Raw genomic sequence first — 24,267 nt, 5'->3', positions numbered from 1 at the left:
GAAGCAGGTGAGTCGCCATATTCCGACCTGGCTGTCCATTTCACGTGGCCCATTTTATGGATGACGCCGGTCCGGCCGAATCGACGTCCATTTTTTTTGATTTGCTGGGTGCGCGCCAGGTTCGGGAGGAAATCTCCCGATTTATCAGGCGCTCCTTATCTTCTTGGAGGTGTCTATGAAGGATTCGCGCAGTCCCGAGCCAGTCTTGACGGCTATGTCGCAGGGGACCCACATCATCCGCGCTTATCGTGAGCACCTTGGATATTCGATCGAGGACCTCGCAGTGGCGTGCGGGCTTGCCGCTGAGGAAATCCAAAACATCGAGTCGGGTCTGAGGTACAACAAGGGCTATCGGGATCGGATAGCGAGATCGCTGTCCATACCTGTGGGAATTCTTGAGGCAGACTCGGACATATCGGACGCCGCGTGATGTCGGATAATCTGCAAATGAGTGGCGCAGTACCGCCAAGAGAATTCTCGTCCGACTGTCCGAGTCAGGAATTGCACAAGGGTTCGCCGAATATGAAGTTGGAACGCTTCTTCATACTGTCTTAGGCGATATCGCCGCCCGGAGTGCTGCGACATGTGCACGATAGCATCGGCTCGTGACGAAGGTTTGCCAACGGCGAACTCATGCTGGTCGGCAACGCGATACTGGCTGGAGCATCAGGTTGGCCGACGCCAGAAGGCATTCGCGTCTCCCCGTTCTTCGTTTCCAGGACCCGGGCGCTCTTGACGTTCGACTATCAGTCGCAAATTACACATCACAAGGAGCGATGCCCGCTGTGCTCTTGTCAGAGCGGCGAGATGTCGGCCGTGTCGGCCGATCCTGCCCAACTTGGTGGGCCGCTCTCGCACCCAGACACTGCCGGGTTGACTATGGGTGTCGGAACCGCGAAAAGGGGCCGCTCTTCATGAGTGGCGTGCGCCGGCAGTCTAACCCCAAGCCCCCCGCCCAGGCTGCCGGTGCGCTTCTAAGGAACGTCGACATAGGACACAACGTTTCCTTGTCCGACTTACGCCTCGATCAGATCCCGAGCTGCCAGCCAGTGTTCGACCGTCGCTTCCGCCTCTGCCTGGCGCCCGAGGCGCTTCCTCCAGCGAGGAGAGCCGATCACCATGGGGTGCCGCCAGTTCTGGCGCTCACCCACGTGCCATTTGCGATCTCGTGTCGGTGAGAGCACCGGAAGCACCTCCCTGCTTGAAAAGGGCAGGGCAGCTTGCGTCGCCCCTGTTGTTACTATTCTTCGCTGTGGTCGGTGTCGTCCTTGGCTTCGGAATCGGGACATTCGACTTTGCAAATAGGCCGCCGGAGCCGTTTTCGAGCACGACAATCATGCCAGAGTGCCGGCAACGATGCCGCATGCAAAAATCCACAGATGGTTCTAGCCAAATGCTAGCTGCCCAGCATATGTCCGGCATTTCGCAAGGCGCCTAGGAAGAGACTGGCATGGCCGTTGGCATCGATCTTGGCCTGCATCGACAAAGGCATGCTGTTCCAGTTTTCCAATGGCGCAATGAAATGTGAGAAAGTACCATTGACGATGCAATGGTGGGTAACAAGGCCCTGTCTGTCCAACGCCAGCACACCGGTGTGGTCGCCCTGATATCGGATGGCTGCGACCCGCTGGACCTCCGCGTCACCGTCGACGCGCACGTCGAAAAGCAGGATACCGCGGCTCCTGGTGGCTATCTCCGCGGCCTTTTCCGCGAAGCTTAAGGAGAGAGAGCGGACGCTTTCGACCGCCATCTGGAAAACCATCAAATCCAGTTCATCCACTGCCATAAGGTAACTGCACGTAACACAGGGGTCATTGCAATCGACGCACACGGCTTGTTCACAGATGTCGGCTCACGACCGATCATTTAGTTTGGGTTTGCCGGTCGGCCACTGACCGAGGGCGTGCTCCGGTTCGAACCGATCCTGAAGCGGAATGCGCGGGATCTACGGAACCCGAAGAGCCGGCCAGCCAAGTTGCCGCGACAATTGATGTCGATCATTCCAGACATCTGCATTTCGGCGCGGCTGCGAAAAAATGCCACCTGGTAAATCCGTTCTTTGCGGCAAGCCCATCCTCGGGCCGTCTTGTACATGAAACCCTCGCGCGGCGTCCCTCGGAGCTCGGCACCGCCGGGCGCTTGATCGAAGCGTCGAGAACCCTGTTTCCGAGAAGTCGTACCTCCTTCAGAGCATATTGTGGTACGCCTTTGAACATCCACTGAAGCGTCCGTTTCCGTGTTCCCTGCAGGCTCACCGCCTTGAGCGCGCCTTGCACACAGCGGCACGTCCGAGCATGAAACTTGTCCCCCGTTCACTTCACAAAATGGATTTCCTGAAGTACTGGGAGCGCAGAGAAATCTCCGGTCGCAGCCTACCCGGTTAAAACAAGGACCCAACGATGAAAACTCTCGTCGTCTGCTCCGGCGGATTGGACTCCGTTACTCTTGCTCACAAGGTGGCAGCGGAGTACGAGCTCGCCGGCCTCCTATCTTTCGATTACGGCCAACGGCACCAGAAGGAATTGGGATTCGCCGCCCTTTGCGCTGAACGACTGAACGTACCGCATCGCAGCATCGACATCCGCCAAATCGGCCGCGGCCTTTCCGGCTCCGCGCTGACCGACGGTGTGGATGTGCCGGATGGGCACTACGCCGAAGACACGATGAAGGTCACGGTGGTGCCGAACCGGAACGCCATCATGTTGGCCACCGCCTTCGGTCTCGCCGCCGCGCACAAGGTCGAAGCGGTGGCGACTGCCGTGCACGGTGGGGATCATTTCATTTATCCCGACTGCCGTCCGGCCTTCATCGACGCTTTCCAGATGATGCAAGACCGCGCGCTCGACGGCTACGCGAAGGTTCGCCTTTATGCGCCCTATGTGAATCTCACGAAGGCAGACATCGTTAGGGATGGAGCAACATACGGCACGCCATTTGCGCAGACCTGGTCCTGCTACAAGGGCGCCGAGCGTCACTGCGGGAGGTGCGGGACCTGCGTCGAGCGGCGCGAGGCGTTTCATCTCTCTGGGCACCTGGACCCCACCGACTACGAGGACTCCGACTTCTGGCTCGATGCGCTGCGAAGGAGGATCGCATAATGTTTCGCATCACCAAGGAATTCCACTTCTCGGCCTCGCATCAGCTCACCTCGTTGCCGCCCGATCACCAATGCGCGCGCCTGCACGGGCATAACTACATCGTCGAAGTGGAGCTTTCAGCGAATGGACTGAACGACAACGGTTTCGTGCGCGACTATCACGATTTGGCGCCATTCAAACGCTATATCGACGAGAGCTTCGATCATCGACATCTCAACGACGTGCTCGGACATGAGCGAGTCACCGCGGAATCCCTGGCCAGACATTTTTATCTATGGTGCAAGGCACTCCTGCCCGAAACCTCGGCCGTGCGGGTGAGCGAAACGCCGAAAACCTGGGCGGAATACCGGCCATGACCGATCCGCATCCCGCAATCCGCGTGAGCGAGATTTTCGGGCCGACGATCCAAGGCGAGGGCGTGCTCATCGGTTTGCCGACGGTCTTCATCAGAACCGGCGGGTGTGACTATCGCTGTTCCTGGTGCGACAGTCTCCATGCGGTGGACAATCAATACCGCCATGAATGGGAGATGATGCCAATCGACGCGGTATGGCAAACCGTCGTTACGCTTTCCGGCGGCCGGCCAGTAATGGTGTCGCTATCAGGCGGAAATCCGGCCATTCAGCCGTTTCGTGCGCTCATCGAGCGAGGCCATGGTGAAGGTTACCGTTTTGCGCTCGAGACCCAAGGTTCGGTGGTCAGGGACTGGTTTGCCGACCTCGACGTGCTGGTCCTCAGCCCTAAGCCGCCTTCAAGCGAAATGAGGACCGATTGGGCCACTCTCGAGGCGTGCGTCGATGCGGCGCAGGAGAAGCCGCAGATCGTGCTCAAGCTCGTTGTTTTCGACGAGAGCGACTACGCCTACGCGAAAGGCGCCGCGGAGCGATTTCCGCGCCTTCCGGTTTACCTGCAACCCGGCAATCACACGCCGCCCCGTGCTGGCAACGAAGACGCGTCTGTCGATCTGGACGGAATAATGAAACGCATGGAGTGGCTGGTTGAAAAGGTAACCGGCGACAGGTGGTTCGACGCCCGCGTGCTGCCGCAGCTGCACGTTCTGCTGTGGGGCAACAAGAGGGCCGTCTAGCCTGCGTCTTTCGCACTGGAACTGCGTCTGCGGATCTTCGGTTAGCAGGGTCGGCCCCCATTGACGGCGTTGTCGGGTACTTGCGGACTTATGGTACCGGCACCAAGAGCGTGGCCAGCCGCGTTTGATACGACTTTGATGGGGCATCCTTGTGGTCCGAATTCAGGGATGCGCGATGGGCCAGATTGTGCATGGGAGCACGACGACAGGGGCGATCCATCGAGCAATACATCATGGTCAAGACGGCCTGAGGACGCGGGCCAACGCTACGGCACAAATCACAAGACCGTTGGCAACCTGGCGCGAGAACTCCATGTCCATCACCGCCTGCAGCTCCACGACCGACAACCCCTGCGCGCCCACTCAAAGGTTAGCGCGACGCTACCATTAAACAGTATCTCGTATCGCGATCCCGGCGCCTCCTGCAGTTGGCACAGTTCTTGCGGCGTCCTGCGCGAATGGGCGAGATTTAGCCGATCGACCGAAGCACCCGTTCCCGACCCCAGGGAAAGCTCCGCAAAGCAACCGTTTTGTCCTCGTTGATTATCGAACTCAGGGATCTGACGATCCATTTTTCAGGGGAGGGCGGTGCCGCGCGTCTTTGGTCGATAAGATGGATTGGGAGAGGACCATGAGTGTTCAAAGCAAGCGATTGACCCGATTTGGCATTGCGCTGGAAAACAGGCATAACCTTCGCATTGAGGAGGTTATGCGCCTCGGCGTACTTCGCGATGGGGTCCAGCTTCTCACGACAGAAATCCGGTTACCGATCTTGGGGCAAGTGATCCCCCGCATCGAGATTGAATTGTCCAACGGAGTATTCCGAAAGAAAATCACCGCGAGAGTGAACTCCGATTCGCCCTTCATGTTCGACGGCGAGGCTTTGATCGCGACAATCAATGGTGTGACCGAGCACGTACCCTGCCGTCAATTTATTGATCCAGACAGAGCGCCGACCGGTATGTACAATTTCGGCATAACACGCAAAAATGGCGCTCGCAGCTTCGTTTTTGATCATCATGTTTATTGCTGCTATTCTTGTGATTATTGCTTTAAGGAGAACGAATGGGAGGTAATGGCCATACGCGGCGGGGGTCGCACAGACTACCAATCCAACTTCCAAGAGTGCCTCTCCTATATTGAGCGTAACGGTCATAACTTCAACAGTCTGTATGACATTGTCTGGCTCTGCACAGGGAGCATCAAGGACGAAGCACAAGAACTCGAACGCCACGCGGCACTCGCACGACGACTGCGTGACGCAGGCTACGCACACGACATTTATTTATCCCAGGTGGTTCCTCCGAGCGTCAGGAACGACCGAGTACGACGGATAGAATATCTTACTCAACTTCGGGAAGCAGGCGTCACACGGTTTAATACTGGTGTCGAGATAGTCGGCGCCGAGGTGCGACGAAAATACATCCGCGGCTTTAAAGGCACGTATGTCTTCAGCGACTATTTGCCTATTTTCGCTGATGCGGTCGACGTTTTCGGTCCCTTCCGTGCCGGCAGTTGCCTCCTGACCGGAATAGAACCATCCGACAGTACGATCGCTGGACTAAAAGCTCTTGCCGAGCTTTCCGTCGTGCCCGCGCCAACTGTTTTCACTCCGTTCGTGACAAAGCAACTGGCTATCTCCTTCTGTTTCGATCTGGACGAACTGCTTGACGCTCACGCTCGTTTCCACGCCCTGATCAAGCGTCATAAGCTGCCGGTATTTTCGGGCGTGTTCAGCCTTGCCTGACCGATTTCCCATCCGACCCGGAACTTATGACCTTCGTGAGCTGACCCACTCCAATCAGCCAAGGGCGAGGAAAGATGAAACACATAATGCCGGCCTGTTCAGGCTTGAGCGCGGCACTGGGGCAGCGTGGTTAGACGCAACCGCTTTCGAACGATCCGCCGCGAACTCCATCCACGATATTGGACGCCCGCTTGGCTGACGCGGTCAAGCAATTGACCTTCGAGATCGCGGTCTAACGTGGCACCGCGCTTGGACTCAAGTCAGCCGACGGTCGCTTGAGGGATCGACCCGTTGTTTCTTTTCGAAATCCGCAGAGCTGGCGTCGACGGCTCGCATCCGGCGCAGCTGATCCGAGCGGTGCGGCGGCAGCCCAGCGTTCGCGCGCCAGGAGCGCAACTATTGTCGCAACGCGGTCGGTCGACTTCCGTCATTTGTGGCGCGCCGGACTATACGGGGTCGCAGCGGCAATCGTTTGGCCGCTGCCAGACTGCGGTGTAACGCTCAGAGTGACCTCCAATCCCCGACACTCAGCCCTTCTCTCGATAAGGTCACCCGCCAGCGGCGCGTGCTGAAATCCGCACAAGCACGGAGTGAGGTCCGGCGCGTTTCTCGCGCCGCCGCTATTTCGCCTTCTTTCCTGCCGCGAGACCAACGGCGGATCCGGCCTCCAGCGTCTCGCCGGCGTTAAGCACTTTCGGCAAAACCTCATAGAGTTGCATCGGATGACCGATAAAGGCGATGTAGCCGTCTCGGTCGACCACGAACGAGGCCGGAATCCCGACAGAAAAGCTGGGTCCCCTCTAAAGCGCGACCGCTCGACTGCAACGTTGGCCAGCCTTGTCGCTCTTTTAGTCCTAGCCCTGCTTCTTTCTGGGCTGGCGGCGCGATATCATCCAGTTGCCACAGACTACCTGCGCCAGCTCGAAGACCATCGTCGGCTTGCCGCGGATTGGCGGAAGCTCATTCCGGAGCAGCGCGACGCACTCCTCAACGACCCCGCTGCGCCAACTGCTGGCAACCCGAATGGCGACGTCCCTCTGGTGGTGTTTTTGGACTACAACTGCCCGCACTGCCGGACGGCAGACCTTATCATCCAGCAAGCCCTCAAGGACGATCCCAATCTGAAGGTTGTCTACAAAGAGTATCCGGGCAAGGGACCGGGCTCAAAATTCGCCGCAGTGGCGGCGCTCGCCTCCCGCAAACAGGGAAAATATGAGCCGTTCCATCACGCCCTTATGGCTGCTCGCGGCCGGCTCAGCGAATTCTCCATCCTGACTATCGCACGACAGGTGGGCCTCGATGTTGAGCAGCTCAAGCGGGACATGGATGATCCGGCCATCCCAAACGCCCTCGAGCGCAATCGCGCGCTCGCCACCAAGCTGTACATCACCGGCACGCCGGCGTTGGTGCTCGGCGACGAAGTTATTGCAAAGGTGCCCGAGATTCCCACGCTGAAACGCTTAATCGCCAAAGAGCGGGAAAAGCTAAGCGTTGATACCCCTGCCGGATCACCAACTTCGGCATTTTGACAGTGGTGGCGGCCGGTGCAATGCGCGTTCTCTGGCCATGCGTGCTGCCTCTCGCGCCGGGCCAAATCTCTTACGTGGCCGGCAACGCGGTAGTCGGCGGACCACGCCGTTCTATCGGTAGCGTGGCAGTCCCGCATTCAGCGCGCTTTCTTCAACCTGGCCGAACGCGATCGCACAGCTCGGGATCTATTCAGCCGGCCTTGGTCTTCCCGTCCCGCCATCGGCGTCTTTCACCGAAAGCCTCGCCAAAGGGATAGGCACGAAGCGCGCCGGACGCGTGCTTCAGATCGCGGCCGGCGCGACGATGATCGTCATGGGCTTTCGCCCCCTGGGTGATCGTACAAGTCCCCATTGTCAGAAGGATCGGTTGACGTGGACGCCGTCGGCGCCAAGCTCGCGCCGCCTGTCGACAGCGTGGCCCTTGGCGTGTTGATAAAGCCGCAGCGGTCGCAAGAAAGCCCGTTCGGATTGACGAAAATGACGTTGCCGCCATCCCATACACCTCCATCATGCCATTCAAGGCCGAGGCTCTGGTCGAGGTCACCTCATTGGGATGACGGCGGCCGGAATTGCCTGGACCAAGCTGCCAAGCTGTGAGCCCGACACCTCATCTATGGAGTTGTTGAGGATGGCGCCGGTGTTCGGGCATTGAAGTCCTGTATCGATTGTGCGACAGGCCTTCCCCGTTGGACCGCCGGCGAAGGCATGCGTGGGCGCGGCACCACATCGCCAAAGGAATGCCGCCAGCCAAGCCATCCCTTGTGCGTTGATGGCCATGCCGCCAAGATCGCATTCGCTACCGGCATGAAGCCTCAGTGTGGTGGAGGTGTCGAGAGGCACCTGCTCCAGACTGGCGATCGGTTCGAAGCGGACAAACACGTAGCTCAGCTCATAGCCTGCCTAGCCGAAGGCGCGTATCGTAGCAGGCCGCCGTCCCTCTGACATAGGCCCAAAAGATCGGGCCAGGCGATTTCGCAAGCCGGGCGCGGGTTTGCACCGTTCGCATCAAAAAGCTGTCCGCCCGGCCAATTCTGTCCCTCACATAAACCTGACGGTCAGCCGCAAACGGTATACCACCTGTCGACCCGGCCATTGTTTGGAGCCGCACATAGAGCGCCGTAACAAACCTTCTCACCCTTGAAGTTGGCCAGGAACTGCAGCAAATGCGATATTTCGCGCTGTTTATCTCCGTCCCGGATAAGTTCCGGACTGCCCAGCGAATTCAGTGCCAGCTCGATCAGCTCGATCGCCCGATCTTTGTTGCCGCTCTCGTGATAGTACAGAGCTGCCACCGGATAAGGCAGGAGCTTACATTGGTCGCTTTCTGGGGATTCAGTGCCAGAATGTGTTCGGACAGCTGTTTTCCCATCGCCAAGCGTTCAGCAGACGGAAAGTGCGAATAGTCAAAGTTCGGAAAGAAGAGTTCGTCTAGCGCCGCAATCATCCAATTCTCGGAGTTTCTGTTAATCGCGTCGCGAACGAATTGGCGCATGACGGGCAAGCCGGCCTGCATGTCGCGCATTTTGTGAAGCAACAGATTCACATGAGACCGGCGGAAACCGAGCTTGTCCGGCAACAAGGCGATGCCCTCTTCGATCGCCGAGAGCGCCGTCTTCCACTCCTGTTTCTCCACCGCCGCCCAAAATCTATCATTGATCGGCTTCTTCAGCGCTTGTTCGCGCGCTATGGTTTCGCCTTCCGCGATCCGGTCCGTATCGGCCGATTTTGCTTGATCGCTGGCGCGCCAGCTGCCGTTAAGCACCTTCGGCAAGACCGCATCGAGTTCCATCGGATGACCGATAAAGGCGATGTGGCCGTCTCGGTCGACCACGAACATGGTCGGAATGGCGACAGAAAAGCTGGGCTCCATCCAAAGCTTGTCCATTTCGCCCGTGGAGTCGAACGCGATCCGATAGTTCAGATTCGAGAACTTTTCAGTCAACCAAGCGTCCAACTTGCTTCGGGCCTCATCGGCCGTTGGAGCGTCTTCAGAAGCCGCGACTCCGACGATCTCAACTCCGCTCTCCCTGTATTTCTCCTGCAGCTGCATCAGATGGGGCATCCCGTCCACACATGGTCCGCACCACGTTGCCCAAAATTCGACGATGTACACTTTGCCGGGCTGAAAGCTCGTGAGGGGCTCGCCACGCAGCCAGTTCTCGACTTTAATCGAAGGAGCCGGGGACTCGATCTGTAATGCCACCAATGTTGCTCTCCAAAGCTTGCTTTCTGCGCGAGCTTGTTCCCGCTCAGAGAGACGGCACACGGGTTCAGGGAGAGAGCATCGCTCGTCTTGCCCCATTGCGTGCAGTCACCATCAAGAGTGCAAAAGCCGTGCCAGCGCGCTCAGCGCACAGTAAGCGCCTGATTGCTTGGAAAAACCTCCACGTGCCCAGATGGCCGGTCGTGATGAACCTGACATTTTTGCTTGCGGACGACGCGGCTGAGGTGGTCGTCGACTGGACAGTTCGAAATACCTCGCCTTTGGAACCGGATTTTGATTCACTCGACGCGTTGATTTGCACGGAGGCAGTGGATGCGGGGACAGGCTGGTTTCTGGGACATTGACGAGCGATATGTCCGGCTGAGCGAGGCCGGCGATCCGCTGGAGAAGCTGAATGCGGTGGTGCCGTGGGAGGTTTTCCGCAAGCCGCTGGGCAAGGCGCTGAAGCGCTCCGATGGCGCGAAGGGTGGCCGGCCGCCTTACGATCCGGTGATGATGTTCAAGATCATGGTTCTGCAGGCGCTCTACGGCCTGTCTGACGACCAGGCCGAGTTTCAGATCCAGGACCGGCTATCCTTCATGCGCTTCCTCGGGCTGGGTCTCGGAGACAGGGTGCCGGACGCCAAGACGATCTGGCTGTTCCGGGAGCATCTCACACAGGCCGGCGCGGTGGACAACCTGTTCGCCCGTTTCGACAAGCACCTCGGCAAGGCCGGCTACCTGGCGATGGGCGGGCAGATCGTCGATGCCACCATCGTGGCGGCGCCCAAGCAGCGCAATACCGACGCCGAGAAGACTGACATCAAGGCGGGCAAGGTTCCGGACGAGTGGAAGAAGAAGCCCGCGAAGCTGCGCCAGAAGGACCGCGATGCACGCTGGACGGTGAAGTTCTCGAAAGCCAAGGTCGCCGAAGAGGGAAAGGCGCAGCAACGCGACATCGCCATTCCCGCCTTCGGCTATAAGAACCATGCCTCGATTGATCGCCGGCACGGCTTCATCCGGGGATGGAACGTCACGAGCGCGTCAGCCTATGACGGCGCGCAGCTTCGCAATGTGCTCAACCGCGGCAACACCGGCTCGACGGTGTGGGCCGACACGGCCTATCGCTCGAAAAAGAACGAGGAGTGGCTGGAGAAGAACGGCTACGTCTCTGACATCCACCAGAAGAAGCCGAAGGGTCGGCCGATGAGCGAGGCGACGTCGCGGGCCAATGGGCGGAGATCGAAAACCCGCGCATTCGTCGAACACGTCTTCGCGCAGCAGAAATCCAGGATGGGCCTGTTCGTGCGCACCATCGGCATCGCCCGCGCCAGGACGAAGATCGGCATGGCCAACCTTGCCTACAATCTCACCCGCTTCGTCTGGCACGAGGGGCAAACTGCGTCCGCATAACGGCGAGTGCGGCGAAAACCGCCGACGCAACGCCGAAATCGATCAGCCATCCCCACCCAGGCAAGGGGCGAAAACCTTGTCATAGTGTCAGATTCGGCCAACCGCACCCGTTTGTCCGCCTTGCCGTTCAAAAACCGCGGTAAATCGATCTGTCCGACTGGATAAGCGACATCGACCCGACCGGGGCGGATATGCGCCTCCATGCCGGCCAGCCCGAGGACTATACCTGCGCGCCACCGGCGCGACGCGTGGCGCGGTGTCTACGTGACCCCGGGAACCGTTCGGTGGGCCGCGCCGCCGTGAGACGCATGCGGAACTTGCCTGGTAATCGGCCGCATTCCGGCATCTCTGACTCGATCCCGGCAACACGGCGAAGGTAACACGGCCGGCTCACTGGCTGCATGTCCAATTCGCAATGATGGGACAAGCCGGAAAGCGCCGTCACCGCTGTTGTCGATCGGTCCGCGCGTTGGCGGGGCAGGCGCGGTTTTGTCCCGAGGATGAACCCAACCCCGTGTTCCCTACTGTGCCATTTTTCGTTGTCGGACCAATGCGTGGGCGGCGAACCGGGATCGAGGTACCGACCGATGGAACGCAGGTAGGCAACGCTCTCTCGTATCAAAGAATCGCGGTCTTCAAACTCTTCGCCTATGCACTCCAGCTCATCGTACGCCGCCAGCGTTTCTTCGACGTCGCCAAGCACATAGCGAGTATCGCCGACAGCACAGATATCGCAGCCAGCCTTGATCAGCGTCACAACGAAGGCGGGGATATCGCTCGCCTTCATCAGTCGCTTGTTATCTATCATCATAAGCCTGCCCTCAATTGACGGCGAAGAGGCTGGAGCTGAGCCTTAAGTTGGCACATCAGCTTGAGCGTGCGTCTGTCGATCCGCCAAGTTGATCTGCGTGGGGTACCCCCAGCAGCTTTGACTCCGGCAGGTGTTCACCGGGAGCTTGGCCGATGACGACAATCTCATCTGCCCCGAACCTGTCGGTGCTAAGCCCTTTCGTTTGGACTGCTTTGCCGTGCTCGATCTTTTGCCAGTGACCGTTTCGCGGCCGTGCAATGTTGTAGACATCGCAAGCCCGCGCGATATGCTGATCGCGAACTCCGAGTTCACGGGCGATCTGTGTCATCGGCTTGGCCCAGACCAAATCATAGAGCTGAGCCCGGCTTAGGCTGACCATTGACGCCTCCCATATCTTATGTCTCGGGCCACCCGACCCTGGGGTTCTCTAAGCTTAGCGATTCTCGCTGTCTACGCTCGAATGCCTGCGCCCTTCCCATCATACAAGGTCAACTCTACGCAGCCGGTTGCCGCCGCTAGATTCCAACGACGAGTGCACCGCCGCTCAGACCCGCGCCTGCTGCCGCCAGAAGAATTTTCTCGCCCTGCCGAAACGGCTCCGTCTGGTGGGCCAGCGACAGCGAGAGAGGGATCGTCGCGGCGGAAGAGTTGCCGTATTCGGCGATCGTCTTGACGATCGCGTGATCGGCAATGCCGAGGTTCCTCCCGACGGCATCGAAAATTCGGGCGTTAGCCTGGTGCGGAACGAACCGATCGATATCCCGCGACCGCATCCCGGCCGCAGCGAGCGCGTCCTGCGAGCAGGCAGTCATCATCTCCACGGCCTTGGCGAACACTTCGCGGCCGTCGGCGATCGTCATGCGGGTTTGGTAGAGGTCAAGATTGCCGTGGAATGGTGTGTTGCTTCCTCCGGCGGGAATCTGGATCAGCCCATAGCGCGAGCCGTCGGAATCCACCGAAGCGCCGAGAATGCCCCGATCCGGCTCCTCGCACGGGCCGTGGGGTGGACGGCGCCGGAAGGCACGACCGGACGCCTATGGCCCAAGACCTTCGTATCTGGTCCGCAATGCGACGGTAGCCGATGAATGGTCAAAACGTAGCGTATCGGTTCACGATCGACTGAAAACCGTGACCGGTCCTCTGCGGTGCTCAGACTGCCACCGAGTGCCTGGCCGTTCCACTTTCAAAATATTTGTCGAACTTCGCCGCAATGCTCCTCACGAAGGGACGACTTTCCGCCAGCACGACGAAACTGTCGCCTTGGAGTTCAAGCAGTCGAGCAGGATCCTGAAGAGCGATTGAGCCTGCCTGAAAAGGAGCTTTTGGCCGGCTTTCCCGAAGCTCTCCACCAGGTGGATCGCCGAGAAGGCGAAATCGCACATCAGCCGCTCGATGATCCAGCCACGGACGCGATCGTCGTCGGAAAAGGCGATGCCGCGGACGGCGGCCAGCCCGCCATTGGCGACCATACGTCCGTACTGAGCGGTCGAAGGATTGTTCTGCAGGTAGCCCTGGCGAAACCGGCTGATGGACGAGGGACCGACACCGATCAGCGTCTCGCAGCGATCCTCTGTGTAGCCTTGGAAGTTGCGATGCAGGGCCCCTGTGCAGGCCGCCACCGCCAGCGCATCGCCCGGCTTGGCGAAATGGTCGAGGCCTATTGCTTCATATCCCTTGTCCAAAATCGCCCGCGCGGCGAGTTGCGATTGCGCGAACCGCTCCGTGGGACCGGGGAGCCATGCCTCGTCGATCATCGTCTGCTGTTTCTTGAACCAGGGCACGTGAGCGTAGCCGAACAGCGCCATCCTGTCCGGCTCCAGGGTGAGCGCTTGCGCGACGGTGGAACACAGGCTCTCGCTGGTTTGATGCGGCAGGCCGTAGAGCAGATCCAGATTGACGGACTCGACGCCGCGGGAACGAACTCCGTCGACGACTGCCTTGGTCTGCAAAAAGCTTTGTTCGCGGTTGATCGCCTTTTGCACTTTCGGATCGAAATCCTGCACGCCGAGGCTCGCCCGCGTCATGCCGATTTCGGCAAGTGCATCAAGGCGTGCCTCGTCCATATCGTTCGGATCGATCTCGATGCTGATTTTCGTATTCGGAACAAAATCAAAGCTGTCCCGCATGAACGCGCCTAGAGCCACCATATCCTCAGGCTTCAGCATTGTCGGCGAGCCGCCGCCGAAGTGGATTGCGCGGACGAAGACCTTGCCGCTGATAAGGGCGGCAACCGTCGCGATCTCCGCGCGTAGCGAGCGCAGATAAGCGGTCACCGGCTCATAGTGGCGCGTCTGCTTGGTATGGCACGCACAGAACCAGCAGAGCCTGTCACAATAGGGAATATGCAGGTAAAGCGATATCTCGTCACCGCCTTCGAGGGCCTCCAACCAGCCTTTCTGGACCGCCGCATCGACGCCCGGATGGAAATGCGGCGCGGTCGGGTAACTGGTGTAGCGGGGGACGTTCTCGCCAAGTCTGGCAGTTAATTCCGGTCGCATGTCTTGGTCCACCGTGTTTGAGTCGCCGGAACTCTGGACGCGTCGAACAGCCAAAGCCCTGATTTCGGTCAACGTCCAGCACGGACAAACTGCCGCAACGATTTTTCTACCGTCGATTGCTATCCTGCTGGCACTTGGGATCGGTAGAGCGATGGAATGACAGTACGGCAAGATATTCATAGTTCCGGCATTCCCGTTCTTTGCCTACCCTGCGAGGTACGGCACCGCGGCGTCTGCGGTGCGCTCGATCCAGACGATTTGGCGCGGCTCGCCAAGACTTCGTCGCGGCACAAGATCGAGCCGGGGGTCGAACTGATCGGCGACGCCGAGGCCGTCGACAGCTATTCAAACGTGCTTTCAGGCGTGGTGAAGCTGACGAAGAGCCTTTCGGACGGCCGCCAGCAAATAGTCGGCCTCCAGTTCGCACCGGATTTTCTGGGACGGCCCTTCAAGGTGAAAAGCGCGATCAATGCGGAAGCGGCAACCGCTGTCTCGCTGTGCTCGTTTCCGAGGGCGGCCATCGAACGGATGATGAAGGAATCACCGGAACTTGAGCATCGCCTGCTCAAGCAGACGCTGAACGAACTCGACGAGGCACGCGAATGGATGGTGACTCTGGGCGCAAGACCGCACCGGAGAAGGTGGCGAGCTTTCTCCTCATGATCGCCCGGAATATCGATTCCAGTGTTGGCCCGGCGGCCAGGTCCGCGTGCTTCGATCTGCCGCTGACGCGTGCCGAGATCTCTGATTTCCTTGGACTTACAAACGAGACTGTGAGCCGCCAGCTGACCAGACTGAGAATGGACGGCGTGATCCGGATCGAGAACAATCGCCATGTCACGGTGGACAGCGTCAGCCGGCTGGAGCAGCGCTGCGGCGGCCGAGGCGCAACCGCCCTTTAGATGAGACCTAAGCGCGCGGGGCCGTCGCCTACTCCGACCCGCGGCAGGACATGTTCGCGTTCGAAGGCGATGTGTGTCGCCGCAAGCCTTCGAAGAAAGCCGCGCAGAATGAAACCGACGGCTTCCGCATTCTCCACCGTCTCGCCATGGCCGATCGCTAGCAGAATTCAGTCACCTCACCAGCAAAGCACTCGTCTTCGACGTGTTCGGCGCGCAACCGCCGGGTAGAAGCGAGGCTGGCATCGCCGCCAACGACAGCGGCCTCGTAGGCGGGAAAGACGATCGTTTCTTCATATTGATGAACGCTTGCGCAAAAATGGGAGGATTGCGTGGGCAGTGCCGAGGCACTTCAGGCGATCGACGCTGGGCAGCGCATCAGCGATATTTTCCTAAGCATTGCAGAGCTGCAGTTTTCCCTGTGCGCGCGCTTCATCACATCACACGGAATCGCCTCCACGCCGGCCGGCCCGCAGACGCCGGACTTGTCCATAAGCGGGGCGGCCCGTGCTGCGTTTCCTCGTTCAATCGCCACCTCTGATCGCACCGAACTCGATGCTGCCCGAAGCAAAATCCTGCGATCTGACATGGATCAGGGCGAGCAGGCGGCGGCTGCGCAATCAATGCACTGCGGAGTTGGGTCCGCCGGAATTGGAGATCGGTACTTGCGATGAAATTCGGCACTGAGATCGTCCTTCTAAGCCTGTTTGCTTTTGCGGCCCTGGTGGCTGCCGGCTTCGGCGTAGACGAACCTTTTCGCCAGCATATGTGGGTTTTGTTCTTCGCCGTGGCTGGCTTCACTGCGATCCTGTTGCGCAACACGGAGTTCAAGCCAGCAGTTCCGATCCACCCCGCCGATTACATGGATGGGCCGATACGCTACGGGGCCGTCGCAACGGTGATCTGGGGGGTCGTTGGCATGCTGGTCGGTGTGGTCATCGCGCTGCAGCTCGCCTATCCGGATCTCAACATCGAACCCTGGTTCAATTTCGGTCGCTTGCGGCCGCTGCATACGTCGGGCGTCGTTTTTGCTTTCGGGGGCAATGCACTGCTTTGCACATCCCTGTATGTCGTGCAGCGCACCTGCCGCGCCCGGCTGTTTGGCGGCGATCTCGCCTGGTTCGTGTTCTGGGGTTACCAGCTTTTCATCGTCATGGCTGCGACAGGCTACCTGCTCGGAATCACCGAGAGCCGCGAGTATGCCGAACCCGAATGGTATGTGGACCTGTGGCTGACCATCGTCTGGGTCGCCTATCTCATCCTGTTCCTCGGCACGATCCTGAAGCGCAAGGAACCGCATATCTACGTCGCCAACTGGTTCTATCTGTCGTTCATCGTGACCATCGCGATGCTGCATGTGATCAACAATCTGTCGATGCCCGTCTCGTTCGTTGGCTCAAAAAGCTATTCCGCCTTCTCCGGCGTACAGGACGCCCTGACGCAGTGGTGGTACGGCCACAATGCCGTCGGCTTCTTCTGACCGCCGGCTTTCTCGGCATGATGTATTATTTCGTGCCCAAGCAGGCGAACCGCCCAGTTTATTCCTACCGCCTGTCGATCATCCACTTCTGGGCGCTGATCTTCCTCTATATCTGGGCTGGTCCGCATCACCTGCACTACACCGCTCTGCCCGACTGGGCGCAGACGCTTGGCATGGTGTTTTCGATCATGCTCTGGATGCCCTCCTGGGGCGGCATGATCAACGGCCTGATGACGCTGTCCGGCGCCTGGGACAAGCTGCGCACGGATCCGATCATCCGCATGATGGTGATGGCCATCGCCTTCTATGGCATGTCGACCTTCGAAGGCCCGATGATGGCGATCAAGACGGTCAACTCGCTGTCGCATTACACCGACTGGACGATCGGGCACGTCCACTCCGGCGCGCTTGGCTGGGTTGGCATGATCTCGTTCGGCGCGATCTATTTCATGGTGCCGAAGCTGTGGAACCGCGAGCGGCTCTATTCACTGCGGCTGGTCAACTGGCACTTCTGGCTGGCGACGCTCGGAATCGTCCTTTACGCGGCGGTGATGTGGGTCTCCGGCGTCATGCAAGGCCTGATGTGGCGCGAATACGACGAGCAGGGCTTCCTGATCTACTCCTTCGCCGAAACCGTCGCCGCCATGCATCCCTACTACATCATGCGTGCCATCGGCGGCGCGATGTATCTGTCCGGCGCCCTTATCATGGCCTGGAACATCGCCATGACCATCTTTGGCTACCAACGCGAGGAGGATCCGATGCCGGGCTCCATCCCCGCCCTCCAGCGTGCGCGATCAGGAGCCAGAAAATGGGCTTGATGGACAAACACGCCATCATCGAGAAGAACGCCACGCTTCTTCTCGTTGGTTCCCTTCTGGTGGTGACGGTCGGCGGCATCGTCGAGATCGCGCCGCTCTTCTATCTCGACAATACGATCGAGAAGGTCGAAGGCATGCGGCCCTATTCGCCGCTCGAACTTGCTGGACGAAATATCTATGTGCGCGAGGGCTGCTACCTCTGCCACAGCCAGATGATCAGACCGTTCCGCGACGAGGTCGAGCGCTATGGGCACTACAGCCTGGCGGCCGAGTCGATCTACGATCACCCTTTCCAGTGGGGATCGAAGCGCACCGGACCGGACCTCGCCCGGGTTGGCGACCGCTACTCCAACGAATGGCACGTACAGCATCTTGCCGATCCGCGCTCGGTGGTGCCGGAATCGATCATGCCGAGCTACGAGTTCCTGAAGAATACGCCGATCGAGGTGAAAGACTTCTCGACGCATCTTATCGCAAACAGGCGTGTCGGCGTCCCTTACTCCGATGACATGATCGCAAACGCCAATGTCGATCTGATGGCGCAGGCGGATCCCAACATCGATACGTCCGGCGTTGAAGGGCGCTACCCCAGGGCCAAGCTCGGCGACTTCGACGGCAATCCGCAGCAGGTCACCGAAATGGATGCCTTGGTCGCTTACCTCCAGATGCTTGGCACATTGGTCGATTTCAAGACCTACGACGAAGCCGCCGGCTACCGCTGAGGAGTGTGCTCGTGGACTACAATTTGATGCGGGAATTCGCCGACAGCTGGGGCCTCCTTGCCATGGCGCTCTTCTTCGTCGGATGCGTTGCCTTCGCGCTTCGCCCTGGCGGCCGCAGGCAAGCTGACGAAGCCGCTCGAATTCCTCTCAAGGACGATTGATCATGAGCAGCGAGCACATCGACGAGGTCTCGGGCATCTCAACGACCGGCCATGAGTGGGATGGGATCCGGGAGCTCAACAACCCACTTCCGCGCTGGTGGGTCACGACATTTTACATCACCATTGTCTGGGCGATCGGCTACACCATCGCCTATCCCGCATGGCCAATGCTTACTTCCGCGACCAGAGGTGTGCTCGGCTATTCGAGCCGCAACCACGTCAAGAATGAACTGGCGGCCGCCGAAGCTGCCAAGGCCAAATATGTCGCAGCGGTGGAATCGAAAACCGCCTCGGAGATTGCTGCCGACGACGCCTTGCGCGAGTTCGCCGTGGCTGCCGGCGGTGCGGCATTCAGGGTCAATTGCGTGCAGTGCCATGGCTCCGGCGCGCAAGGCTCCAAAGGTTTTCCAAACCTCAACGACGACGATTGGCTGTGGGGCGGCAGCGCTGAGCAGATCCAGCAGACGATCACCCACGGCATCCGCTTCGCGTCAGACCCGGATACGCGCCTGTCGGAAATGCCGGCTTTTGGCGACATCATCACGGCGGACCAGATCGCACAGGTCAGCGCCTACGTTGCCAGCCTGTCCGACTTGGTCCGGGACGCAAGTCTGATCGAGCCCGGCGCCAAGGTTTTCGCGGAAAATTGCGTCGCCTGTCATGGCGACACAGCAAAGGGCAACAGGGAACTCGGCGCGCCCGACCTGACCGACGCCATCTGGCTCTATGGACCGGGCGAGACGGCTATTGCTGCGCAGGTCCGCGCGCCGAAGCACGGCGTCATGCCGGCCTGGATCGGGCGTCTCGGCGAGACCAAGGTCAAAGAACTCGCAGTCTATGTCCATTCGCTTGGCGGCGGAGAATAGGAACGGAAGCCTATTCTCCGCCCTCCCCGCCAAGCGACGGGGCCCGGCTTGCGCCGGGCCTCGACACCATTCCGGCATCCGGCGAATGACTTGCATCAACGCGGTGCAATTCGCCATGCGGCAAAGCGTGCTCAACGTGGCCATCAGCCAGAACCGATCGGTCGGGCTTCCGCCGCTAAATCGTCGCCGGGACTGGAGCTTCTCGTGCTTGAAAACACGCAAATTGAACGGCTCGAAGCCGAATCGGTCAACTCCGCCAAGGCCCGTCAGCCGCTTTATGCCCCGCACAAGAAGGTATTCCCGCAGCGCGCTTCAGGCAGCTTTCGCCGCTTCAAGTGGTTGGTGATGGCAATCACGCTGGGCATTTACTACTTGACGCCCTGGCTGCGGTGGGATCGAGGGCCGTTCGCGCCTGATCAGGCCGTGCTGGTCGATCTTGCCAACCGCCGCTTCTACTTTTTCTTCATCGAAATCTGGCCGCAGGAATTCTACTACGTGGCTGGCCTGCTGGTCATGGCCGGCATCGGCCTTTTCCTGGTCACCTCCACAGTTGGTCGGGCCTGGTGCGGCTATACCTGCCCGCAGACCGTATGGGTCGACCTGTTTCTGGTCGTCGAGCGCGCGATCGAAGGAGATCGCAACGCGCGCATGAAGCTCGATGCCGGGCCCTGGACTGCCCGCAAGCTTATGCTGCGCGTATCGAAACACGCCATATGGCTGGTCATAGGGACGGCGACCGGGGGGGCCTGGATCTTCTATTTCGCCGACGCGCCAAAGCTGATCGGCGAAGTCTTCACCGGGACCGCCGCACCCGTCGGCTACATCACCATCGCCGTGCTGACGGCGACTACCTACACATTCGGTGGACTGATGCGCGAGCAGGTCTGCACCTATATGTGCCCGTGGCCGCGCATTCAGGCGGCCATGCTCGACGAGAATTCTCTCACGGTGACCTACAATGATTGGCGCGGCGAACCTCGTTCGCGTCACGCCAAGAAGGTTCAGGCCGCTGGGCAGCTGGTCGGAGACTGCGTCGATTGCAACACCTGTGTCGCGGTCTGCCCGATGGGGATCGACATTCGCGACGGCCAGCAGCTCGAATGCATCACTTGCGCGCTCTGTATCGACGCCTGCGACAGCGTCATGGCCAAGCTCGGCAAGGAGCGCGGGCTGATCTCCTATGCGACGCTGTCCGACTACAACGCCAACATGGCGGTGGCGACCGGGGGCGGCTCCAGCACGGTGAAGCCTTCGCTGGTGCGCACTGCCGACGGCGCTTTCGCCGACAGGTTGGCCCATTTCCACATTCGCAAGATCTTCAGGCCGCGCACGTCCGTCTACATGGGTGCGTGGTCGGCGGTCGGTCTCACCCTGTTCTATTCGCTTCTGACGCGCGACCGGCTCGAGGTCAACGTTCTGCACGACCGCAATCCGCAGTTCGTCGTGTTGTCCGACGGTTCGATCCGCAATGGCTACACCGTCAAGCTGCTCAACATGATCCCCGAGCCCAGGACGATCGTCGTCACCATGCAGGGCCTGCCGGAGGCCGAGATGAGCGTCGTCGGGATCGACGACCTGCCTGCGGATCGCTCCTTTGCCATTCCGGTCGAACCCGACCGGCTGAAGATGCTGAAGGTTTTCGTTCGCCAGCCGGCGGAACAGATCAAGGGCCAAGCGCAAACATTCAAATTCCGGGTCGAAGACAAGGCGAGCTTCGAGTCGGACGAATACACGGCCACTTTCAACGCACCGGAGATCGTCAGATGAGCGCCAATCCGCAGAAATCCCGCGAATTCACCGGCGGGCATATGTTGGTCACCATTCTCGCCTTTTTCGCTGTGGTCATCGGCGTCAATCTGACCATGGCGACACTCGCCAACACGAGTTGGACCGGCCTCGTCGTCGAAAACACCTATGTGGCCAGCCAGCAATTCAACAGGAGGGCCGAGGAAGGGCGCGCGCAGGCCGCGCTCGGCTGGACTGGCAAACTGACAATCGCGGCGGGCGAAGTCCGTTACAGCCTCAGCGACGCCGCCGGGAAGCTGGTCCCATTGGACGGCGTCAGCGTCCTGTTCCGTCATCCTGCCTATGAGGCCGAGGACAAGTCCATCATTTTAACTCTCGCAACGGATCAGGAATTTGCTGCGCACCACACGCCCAGGGACGGCGTCTGGATTGTCGAAGTCGATGCCGACGCCGCTCTCGCGGAGCCCTATCGGGAAGTTCACCGTATCATCATTTCCCAAGGTGCGTTGCAATGAGCTGCTGTGCACCGGGCGCCAAAATGGCGCTGGATGTCGCTGGCGCCGCATCCGTTTTGCCGTCGAGCCAAGAAGTCAAACTGGCGAGCCGTTCGCTGGGCGGCGACCTGTATCAGACCGATCTTTCAGTACCGGCGGTTCATTGTGCAGCCTGCATCCGGGCGATCGAAACGGCGCTTGGAAAGCTGGACCGGGTCGAGGGCGCCCGCGTCAACCTGTCGACGAAACGGGTTTCGGTCCGGTGGCGCGGCGACGAGGTTCCGCCATTCGTCGCCACACTTGGACGGCTGGGCTATGACGCACACCTGTTCGAACCCGAGGCTTACGGCAAGGACAAGACGCTGTTGGAGCTGATCCGCGCCGTCGCGGTTGCCGGCTTTGCGGCCGGCAACATCATGCTGCTTTCGGTGTCGGTCTGGTCGGGCGCCGAAGGCGCGACCCGCGATCTGTTCCACTGGGTCTCGGCACTAATCGCCATTCCCGCACTTGCCTTCGCCGGCGGCATCTTCTTCCGTTCGGGGTGGAATGCGCTACGCCACGGCCGCATGAACATGGATGTGCCCATCGCGGTCGGGGTGTCGCTCGCCTATGCCATGAGCCTTTACGAGACCATCAACCATGGCGACCACGCCTATTTCGACGCGTCGGTATCCTTGCTGTTCTTCCTGTTGATCGGCCGCACGCTGGATCATGTGATGCGCGAACGAGCCCGAAGCGCCGTGAAGGGCCTGTCGCAGCTGGCGGCGCGTGGCGCCATGGTGCTGCGCGGCGATGGCGCGCGCGACTATCTGCCGGTTGGCGAGATCGAACCTGGCATGCAGCTGCTGATCGCTGCCGGCGAAAGGATTCCCGTCGACGGCAAGATCTTTCGGGGATCTTCGGATCTCGACTGTTCGCTGGTTTCCGGTGAGAGCACTCCCAGAACCGTGGCGTCAGGGGAGGCGGTACAGGCCGGCATTCTCAATCTCACCGGCCCGCTGACCGTCCAGGCGACAGCCGCCGCAAAAGATTCCTTCCTGGAAGAAATGGTTCGGCTGATGGAAGCCGCCGAGGGCGGTCGCGCGCATTATCGCCGGATTGCCGACCGCGTTTCAGCGCTTTATGCGCCAGTGGTTCACCTTGCCGCCTTCGTAACGTTCGCGGGCTGGATGGCGGCGACTGGCGACTGGCACAGGGCGATGACGATCGCCATCGCCGTCCTCATCATCACATGCCCGTGTGCGCTCGGCCTCGCCGTGCCGATCGTGCAGGTGGTCGCCGCGCGGCGCCTGTTCGAGAACGGCATCATGGTCAAGGACGGCTCGGCCATGGAGCGCCTGGCAACGATCGACACGGCTGTGTTCGACAAGACCGGAACACTTACGCTCGGTCAGCCCCGTCTCGTCAATGCGGCCTCGATCGATCCGGCCATGCTGGCAATGGCGGCAGACATGGCCGCGCACTCGCGTCACCCATTTTCAAAGGCCATAGCCGGCTTTGCCGCTTCCGGCGGGCAGGACAAATTCGATGCTGTCAGCGAGCATCCAGGATTCGGGATCGAAGCCACTGTCGATGGGAGCATCTGGCGGCTGGGCCGACGCGGATGGGCTGGATGGAAGGCCCGGACCGGTGGCGAAGGAAAGCATGGCTATGGCGGAACGGTCCTGACGAAAGACGGGATCATTGTCGCGTCCTTCGTTTTCGAGGACGCACTGCGTGCCGACGCAAGGGCAGCCATTGTGCAGTTGAACGATGCCCGGGTGTCCATGGAGATGCTGTCGGGCGATACCGCAGGCGCCTGCGGTGAAGTTGCAAAAATGCTGGGTGTCGGCGACTTCGTTCCGTGCCTGCTGCCATCCGGCAAGGTCGAACGCATCGAGACCCTGGCGAGAGCTGGCCACAAGGTTCTAATGGTTGGCGACGGCCTGAACGACACGCCTGCGCTGGGGGCAGCACATGTCTCGATCGCGCCGGCCACCGCTGCAGATATTGGCCGCAACGCCGCGGACTTCGTGTTCCTGCGCGAAAGCCTTTTGGCCGTACCCCTTGCCCTGGACGTCTCACGGAAGGCCGGCCGGCTGATCCGTCAGAACATCGCCATCGCGATCGTCTACAACACCATTGCTGTGCCGATCGCCATTCTGGGGCACGTCACGCCGCTGATCGCGGCAATCGCGATGTCTGCTTCGTCGCTGCTTGTCATCGGAAATGCATTGCGCCTGCAGGGTTTTGTGCTCGCCGAGGTGACGGGGGCTCCCTCGGCAACGCGTTCGGGCATTCGCGCATCGGTGCAGCCGTCATGACGACGCTCGTCTACCTCATACCAGCAGCTCTGTTCCTTGGCGCGCTGGGGCTGTCCGGCTTTCTGTGGGCCTTGAGGAGTGGTCAATATGAGGATCTTCACGGGGCCGCCGAGCGCATCCTCATCGACCGGGACGACAAGCCGGAACGCTGACCCAGATCGCTGTGCCGACGACTGTGCGGATGCCGGTCGTCAGCCGAGACGGCTTGTTCGGGAACAAAATGCTGAGGCTCCACAGCTAGCTTAGCTAAGCCGCGCTTGACGTAGATTTGTGAAAAGCCCTGTCGCTCGAAGGACTGCGTCGCCCGGATTTGTCGTGTCTGGCTGATCCAGATCAAGGTTATCTCCTCATCGGCGTGGTTTCGTCGGCTAGCCTTTCAAGGGAGAACG

Annotated in this window: 20 protein-coding genes and 5 pseudogenes; 18 read left to right on the top strand and 7 right to left on the bottom strand. The window is 60.1% G+C overall.

Going from position 1 to position 24,267, the window contains the following annotated elements; genetic code table 11:
- The first annotated feature begins 175 nt into the window (after positions 1-175).
- Entirely contained in the window at positions 176-430 is a 255-nt protein-coding gene (locus tag AC0V7N_RS36930) for a helix-turn-helix domain-containing protein (protein ID WP_496628370.1), read from the top strand.
- Between the two features lie 966 nt (positions 431-1,396).
- Here the strand turns inward: AC0V7N_RS36930 and AC0V7N_RS36925 are convergent.
- On the bottom strand, positions 1,397-1,786 hold the full coding sequence (locus AC0V7N_RS36925; RefSeq protein ID WP_258580772.1) for a hypothetical protein: 390 nt from the start codon (positions 1,784-1,786) through the stop codon (positions 1,397-1,399).
- A 613-nt stretch (positions 1,787-2,399) separates the two neighbouring features.
- Between AC0V7N_RS36925 and queC the strand changes: the two genes are divergently transcribed.
- The 4 genes from queC (at position 2,400) to AC0V7N_RS36905 (ending at position 5,932) form a co-directional block, all read left to right on the top strand.
- Positions 2,400-3,098 (top strand): 7-cyano-7-deazaguanine synthase QueC, encoded by a 699-nt coding sequence (gene queC, locus AC0V7N_RS36920; protein ID WP_258580773.1) that lies wholly within the window; start codon positions 2,400-2,402, stop codon positions 3,096-3,098.
- On the top strand, positions 3,098-3,454 hold the full coding sequence (queD, locus tag AC0V7N_RS36915) for a 6-carboxytetrahydropterin synthase QueD (RefSeq protein WP_258580774.1): 357 nt from the start codon (positions 3,098-3,100) through the stop codon (positions 3,452-3,454). The genes queC and queD overlap by 1 nt, the downstream gene beginning before the upstream one ends.
- Positions 3,451-4,185 (top strand): 7-carboxy-7-deazaguanine synthase QueE, encoded by a 735-nt coding sequence (gene queE, locus AC0V7N_RS36910; protein WP_496628369.1) that lies wholly within the window; start codon positions 3,451-3,453, stop codon positions 4,183-4,185. The genes queD and queE overlap by 4 nt, the downstream gene beginning before the upstream one ends.
- 631 nt (positions 4,186-4,816) lie before the next feature.
- Positions 4,817-5,932 (top strand): hypothetical protein, encoded by a 1,116-nt coding sequence (locus AC0V7N_RS36905; protein ID WP_496628368.1) that lies wholly within the window; start codon positions 4,817-4,819, stop codon positions 5,930-5,932.
- Between the two features lie 683 nt (positions 5,933-6,615).
- Here AC0V7N_RS36905 and AC0V7N_RS36900 read toward each other — a convergent pair.
- Positions 6,616-6,726 (bottom strand): annotated as a pseudogene (locus AC0V7N_RS36900) (TlpA family protein disulfide reductase); the annotation flags it as partial.
- A gap of 33 nt (positions 6,727-6,759) precedes the next feature.
- Between AC0V7N_RS36900 and AC0V7N_RS36895 the strand changes: the two are divergent.
- A complete protein-coding gene (locus tag AC0V7N_RS36895; protein ID WP_496628430.1) occupies positions 6,760-7,461 on the top strand; it encodes a DsbA family protein in 702 nt (233 codons plus the stop codon).
- 1,237 nt (positions 7,462-8,698) lie between these two features.
- Here AC0V7N_RS36895 and AC0V7N_RS36890 read toward each other — a convergent pair.
- Entirely contained in the window at positions 8,699-9,664 is a 966-nt protein-coding gene (locus AC0V7N_RS36890; protein WP_496628367.1) for a redoxin family protein, read from the bottom strand.
- A 2-nt stretch (positions 9,665-9,666) separates the two neighbouring features.
- Here AC0V7N_RS36890 and AC0V7N_RS36885 point away from each other — a divergent pair, with 2 nt between their 5' ends.
- Both AC0V7N_RS36885 and AC0V7N_RS36880 read left to right on the top strand, forming a co-directional pair.
- Positions 9,667-10,029: a hypothetical protein gene (locus tag AC0V7N_RS36885; RefSeq protein ID WP_496628366.1), complete on the top strand. Its 363-nt coding sequence runs from the start codon at positions 9,667-9,669 to the stop codon at positions 10,027-10,029.
- Positions 9,998-11,077, top strand: a complete 1,080-nt coding sequence (locus AC0V7N_RS36880) for an IS5 family transposase (RefSeq protein ID WP_496628224.1) — start codon at positions 9,998-10,000, stop codon at positions 11,075-11,077. The genes AC0V7N_RS36885 and AC0V7N_RS36880 overlap by 32 nt, the downstream gene beginning before the upstream one ends.
- A gap of 220 nt (positions 11,078-11,297) precedes the next feature.
- Here AC0V7N_RS36880 and AC0V7N_RS36875 read toward each other — a convergent pair whose 3' ends face one another.
- The 4 genes and pseudogenes from AC0V7N_RS36875 to hemN all read right to left on the bottom strand — a co-directional run bounded on the left by AC0V7N_RS36875 (position 11,298) and on the right by hemN (position 14,386).
- Positions 11,298-11,885 carry a Y4lK-related protein gene (locus AC0V7N_RS36875; RefSeq protein WP_496628365.1) on the bottom strand — a complete coding sequence of 196 codons (588 nt, stop codon included), beginning with the start codon at positions 11,883-11,885 and terminating at the stop codon, positions 11,298-11,300.
- Positions 11,886-11,943: 58 nt separating this feature from the next.
- Positions 11,944-12,267: a hypothetical protein gene (locus AC0V7N_RS36870; RefSeq protein ID WP_258580783.1), complete on the bottom strand. Its 324-nt coding sequence runs from the start codon at positions 12,265-12,267 to the stop codon at positions 11,944-11,946.
- 136 nt (positions 12,268-12,403) lie between these two features.
- Positions 12,404-12,886, bottom strand: a pseudogene (bioZ, locus tag AC0V7N_RS36865) (3-oxopimeloyl-[acyl-carrier-protein] synthase BioZ); the annotation flags it as partial.
- Positions 12,887-13,037: 151 nt separating this feature from the next.
- Positions 13,038-14,386 (bottom strand): annotated as a pseudogene (hemN, locus tag AC0V7N_RS36860) (oxygen-independent coproporphyrinogen III oxidase).
- 156 nt (positions 14,387-14,542) lie between these two features.
- Between hemN and AC0V7N_RS36855 the strand changes: the two are divergent.
- From AC0V7N_RS36855 to ccoS, 10 genes and pseudogenes are all read left to right on the top strand, one after another.
- Positions 14,543-15,288, top strand: a pseudogene (locus AC0V7N_RS36855) (Crp/Fnr family transcriptional regulator).
- Between the two features lie 329 nt (positions 15,289-15,617).
- Positions 15,618-15,959, top strand: a complete 342-nt coding sequence (locus tag AC0V7N_RS36850; protein WP_496628364.1) for a hypothetical protein — start codon at positions 15,618-15,620, stop codon at positions 15,957-15,959.
- Positions 15,956-17,586, top strand: a pseudogene (ccoN, locus tag AC0V7N_RS36845) (cytochrome-c oxidase, cbb3-type subunit I). The gene AC0V7N_RS36850 and the pseudogene ccoN overlap by 4 nt, the downstream one beginning before the upstream one ends.
- Positions 17,577-18,308, top strand: coding sequence for a cytochrome-c oxidase, cbb3-type subunit II (gene ccoO / locus AC0V7N_RS36840; protein WP_496628363.1), 732 nt, complete (start codon positions 17,577-17,579; stop codon positions 18,306-18,308). The pseudogene ccoN and the gene ccoO overlap by 10 nt, the downstream one beginning before the upstream one ends.
- An 11-nt stretch (positions 18,309-18,319) precedes the next feature.
- Positions 18,320-18,469, top strand: a complete 150-nt coding sequence (locus AC0V7N_RS36835; RefSeq protein ID WP_095496049.1) for a cbb3-type cytochrome c oxidase subunit 3 — start codon at positions 18,320-18,322, stop codon at positions 18,467-18,469.
- A gap of 2 nt (positions 18,470-18,471) precedes the next feature.
- Positions 18,472-19,335 (top strand): cytochrome-c oxidase, cbb3-type subunit III, encoded by an 864-nt coding sequence (ccoP, locus tag AC0V7N_RS36830; RefSeq protein WP_258600345.1) that lies wholly within the window; start codon positions 18,472-18,474, stop codon positions 19,333-19,335.
- Positions 19,336-19,539: 204 nt separating this feature from the next.
- Positions 19,540-21,102, top strand: coding sequence for a cytochrome c oxidase accessory protein CcoG (gene ccoG / locus AC0V7N_RS36825; RefSeq protein ID WP_475460800.1), 1,563 nt, complete (start codon positions 19,540-19,542; stop codon positions 21,100-21,102).
- Positions 21,099-21,596 (top strand): FixH family protein, encoded by a 498-nt coding sequence (locus AC0V7N_RS36820; protein ID WP_496628362.1) that lies wholly within the window; start codon positions 21,099-21,101, stop codon positions 21,594-21,596. Before ccoG ends, AC0V7N_RS36820 begins: the two co-directional genes overlap by 4 nt.
- Positions 21,593-23,878: a copper-translocating P-type ATPase gene (locus tag AC0V7N_RS36815; protein WP_496628361.1), complete on the top strand. Its 2,286-nt coding sequence runs from the start codon at positions 21,593-21,595 to the stop codon at positions 23,876-23,878. Before AC0V7N_RS36820 ends, AC0V7N_RS36815 begins: the two co-directional genes overlap by 4 nt.
- The gene (gene ccoS, locus AC0V7N_RS36810) at positions 23,875-24,030 is read left to right on the top strand and encodes a cbb3-type cytochrome oxidase assembly protein CcoS (RefSeq protein ID WP_095496053.1); all 156 of its coding nucleotides are present in this window, start codon (positions 23,875-23,877) and stop codon (positions 24,028-24,030) included. The genes AC0V7N_RS36815 and ccoS overlap by 4 nt, the downstream gene beginning before the upstream one ends.
- The last annotated feature ends 237 nt before the right edge of the window (positions 24,031-24,267 follow it).

This window comes from Mesorhizobium kamtschaticum (genome assembly GCF_056174585.1).
This window is presented reverse-complemented; position numbering and strand designations above follow the sequence as displayed.

Excerpts from the sequence above, each read along its gene's own strand:
- AC0V7N_RS36930 (WP_496628370.1), top strand. The coding sequence starts at position 176 with ATGAAGGATTCGCGCAGTCCCGAGCCAGTCTTGACGGCTATGTCGCAG.
- AC0V7N_RS36925 (WP_258580772.1), bottom strand. The coding sequence starts at position 1,786 with ATGGCAGTGGATGAACTGGATTTGATGGTTTTCCAGATGGCGGTCGAA.
- queC (WP_258580773.1), top strand. The coding sequence starts at position 2,400 with ATGAAAACTCTCGTCGTCTGCTCCGGCGGATTGGACTCCGTTACTCTT.
- queD (WP_258580774.1), top strand. The coding sequence starts at position 3,098 with ATGTTTCGCATCACCAAGGAATTCCACTTCTCGGCCTCGCATCAGCTC.
- queE (WP_496628369.1), top strand. The coding sequence starts at position 3,451 with ATGACCGATCCGCATCCCGCAATCCGCGTGAGCGAGATTTTCGGGCCG.
- AC0V7N_RS36905 (WP_496628368.1), top strand. The coding sequence starts at position 4,817 with ATGAGTGTTCAAAGCAAGCGATTGACCCGATTTGGCATTGCGCTGGAA.
- AC0V7N_RS36885 (WP_496628366.1), top strand. The coding sequence starts at position 9,667 with ATGTTGCTCTCCAAAGCTTGCTTTCTGCGCGAGCTTGTTCCCGCTCAG.
- AC0V7N_RS36880 (WP_496628224.1), top strand. The coding sequence starts at position 9,998 with ATGCGGGGACAGGCTGGTTTCTGGGACATTGACGAGCGATATGTCCGG.
- AC0V7N_RS36875 (WP_496628365.1), bottom strand. The coding sequence starts at position 11,885 with ATGATAGATAACAAGCGACTGATGAAGGCGAGCGATATCCCCGCCTTC.
- AC0V7N_RS36870 (WP_258580783.1), bottom strand. The coding sequence starts at position 12,267 with ATGGTCAGCCTAAGCCGGGCTCAGCTCTATGATTTGGTCTGGGCCAAG.
- ccoO (WP_496628363.1), top strand. The coding sequence starts at position 17,577 with ATGGGCTTGATGGACAAACACGCCATCATCGAGAAGAACGCCACGCTT.
- ccoP (WP_258600345.1), top strand. The coding sequence starts at position 18,472 with ATGAGCAGCGAGCACATCGACGAGGTCTCGGGCATCTCAACGACCGGC.
- AC0V7N_RS36820 (WP_496628362.1), top strand. The coding sequence starts at position 21,099 with ATGAGCGCCAATCCGCAGAAATCCCGCGAATTCACCGGCGGGCATATG.
- AC0V7N_RS36815 (WP_496628361.1), top strand. The coding sequence starts at position 21,593 with ATGAGCTGCTGTGCACCGGGCGCCAAAATGGCGCTGGATGTCGCTGGC.
- ccoS (WP_095496053.1), top strand. The coding sequence starts at position 23,875 with ATGACGACGCTCGTCTACCTCATACCAGCAGCTCTGTTCCTTGGCGCG.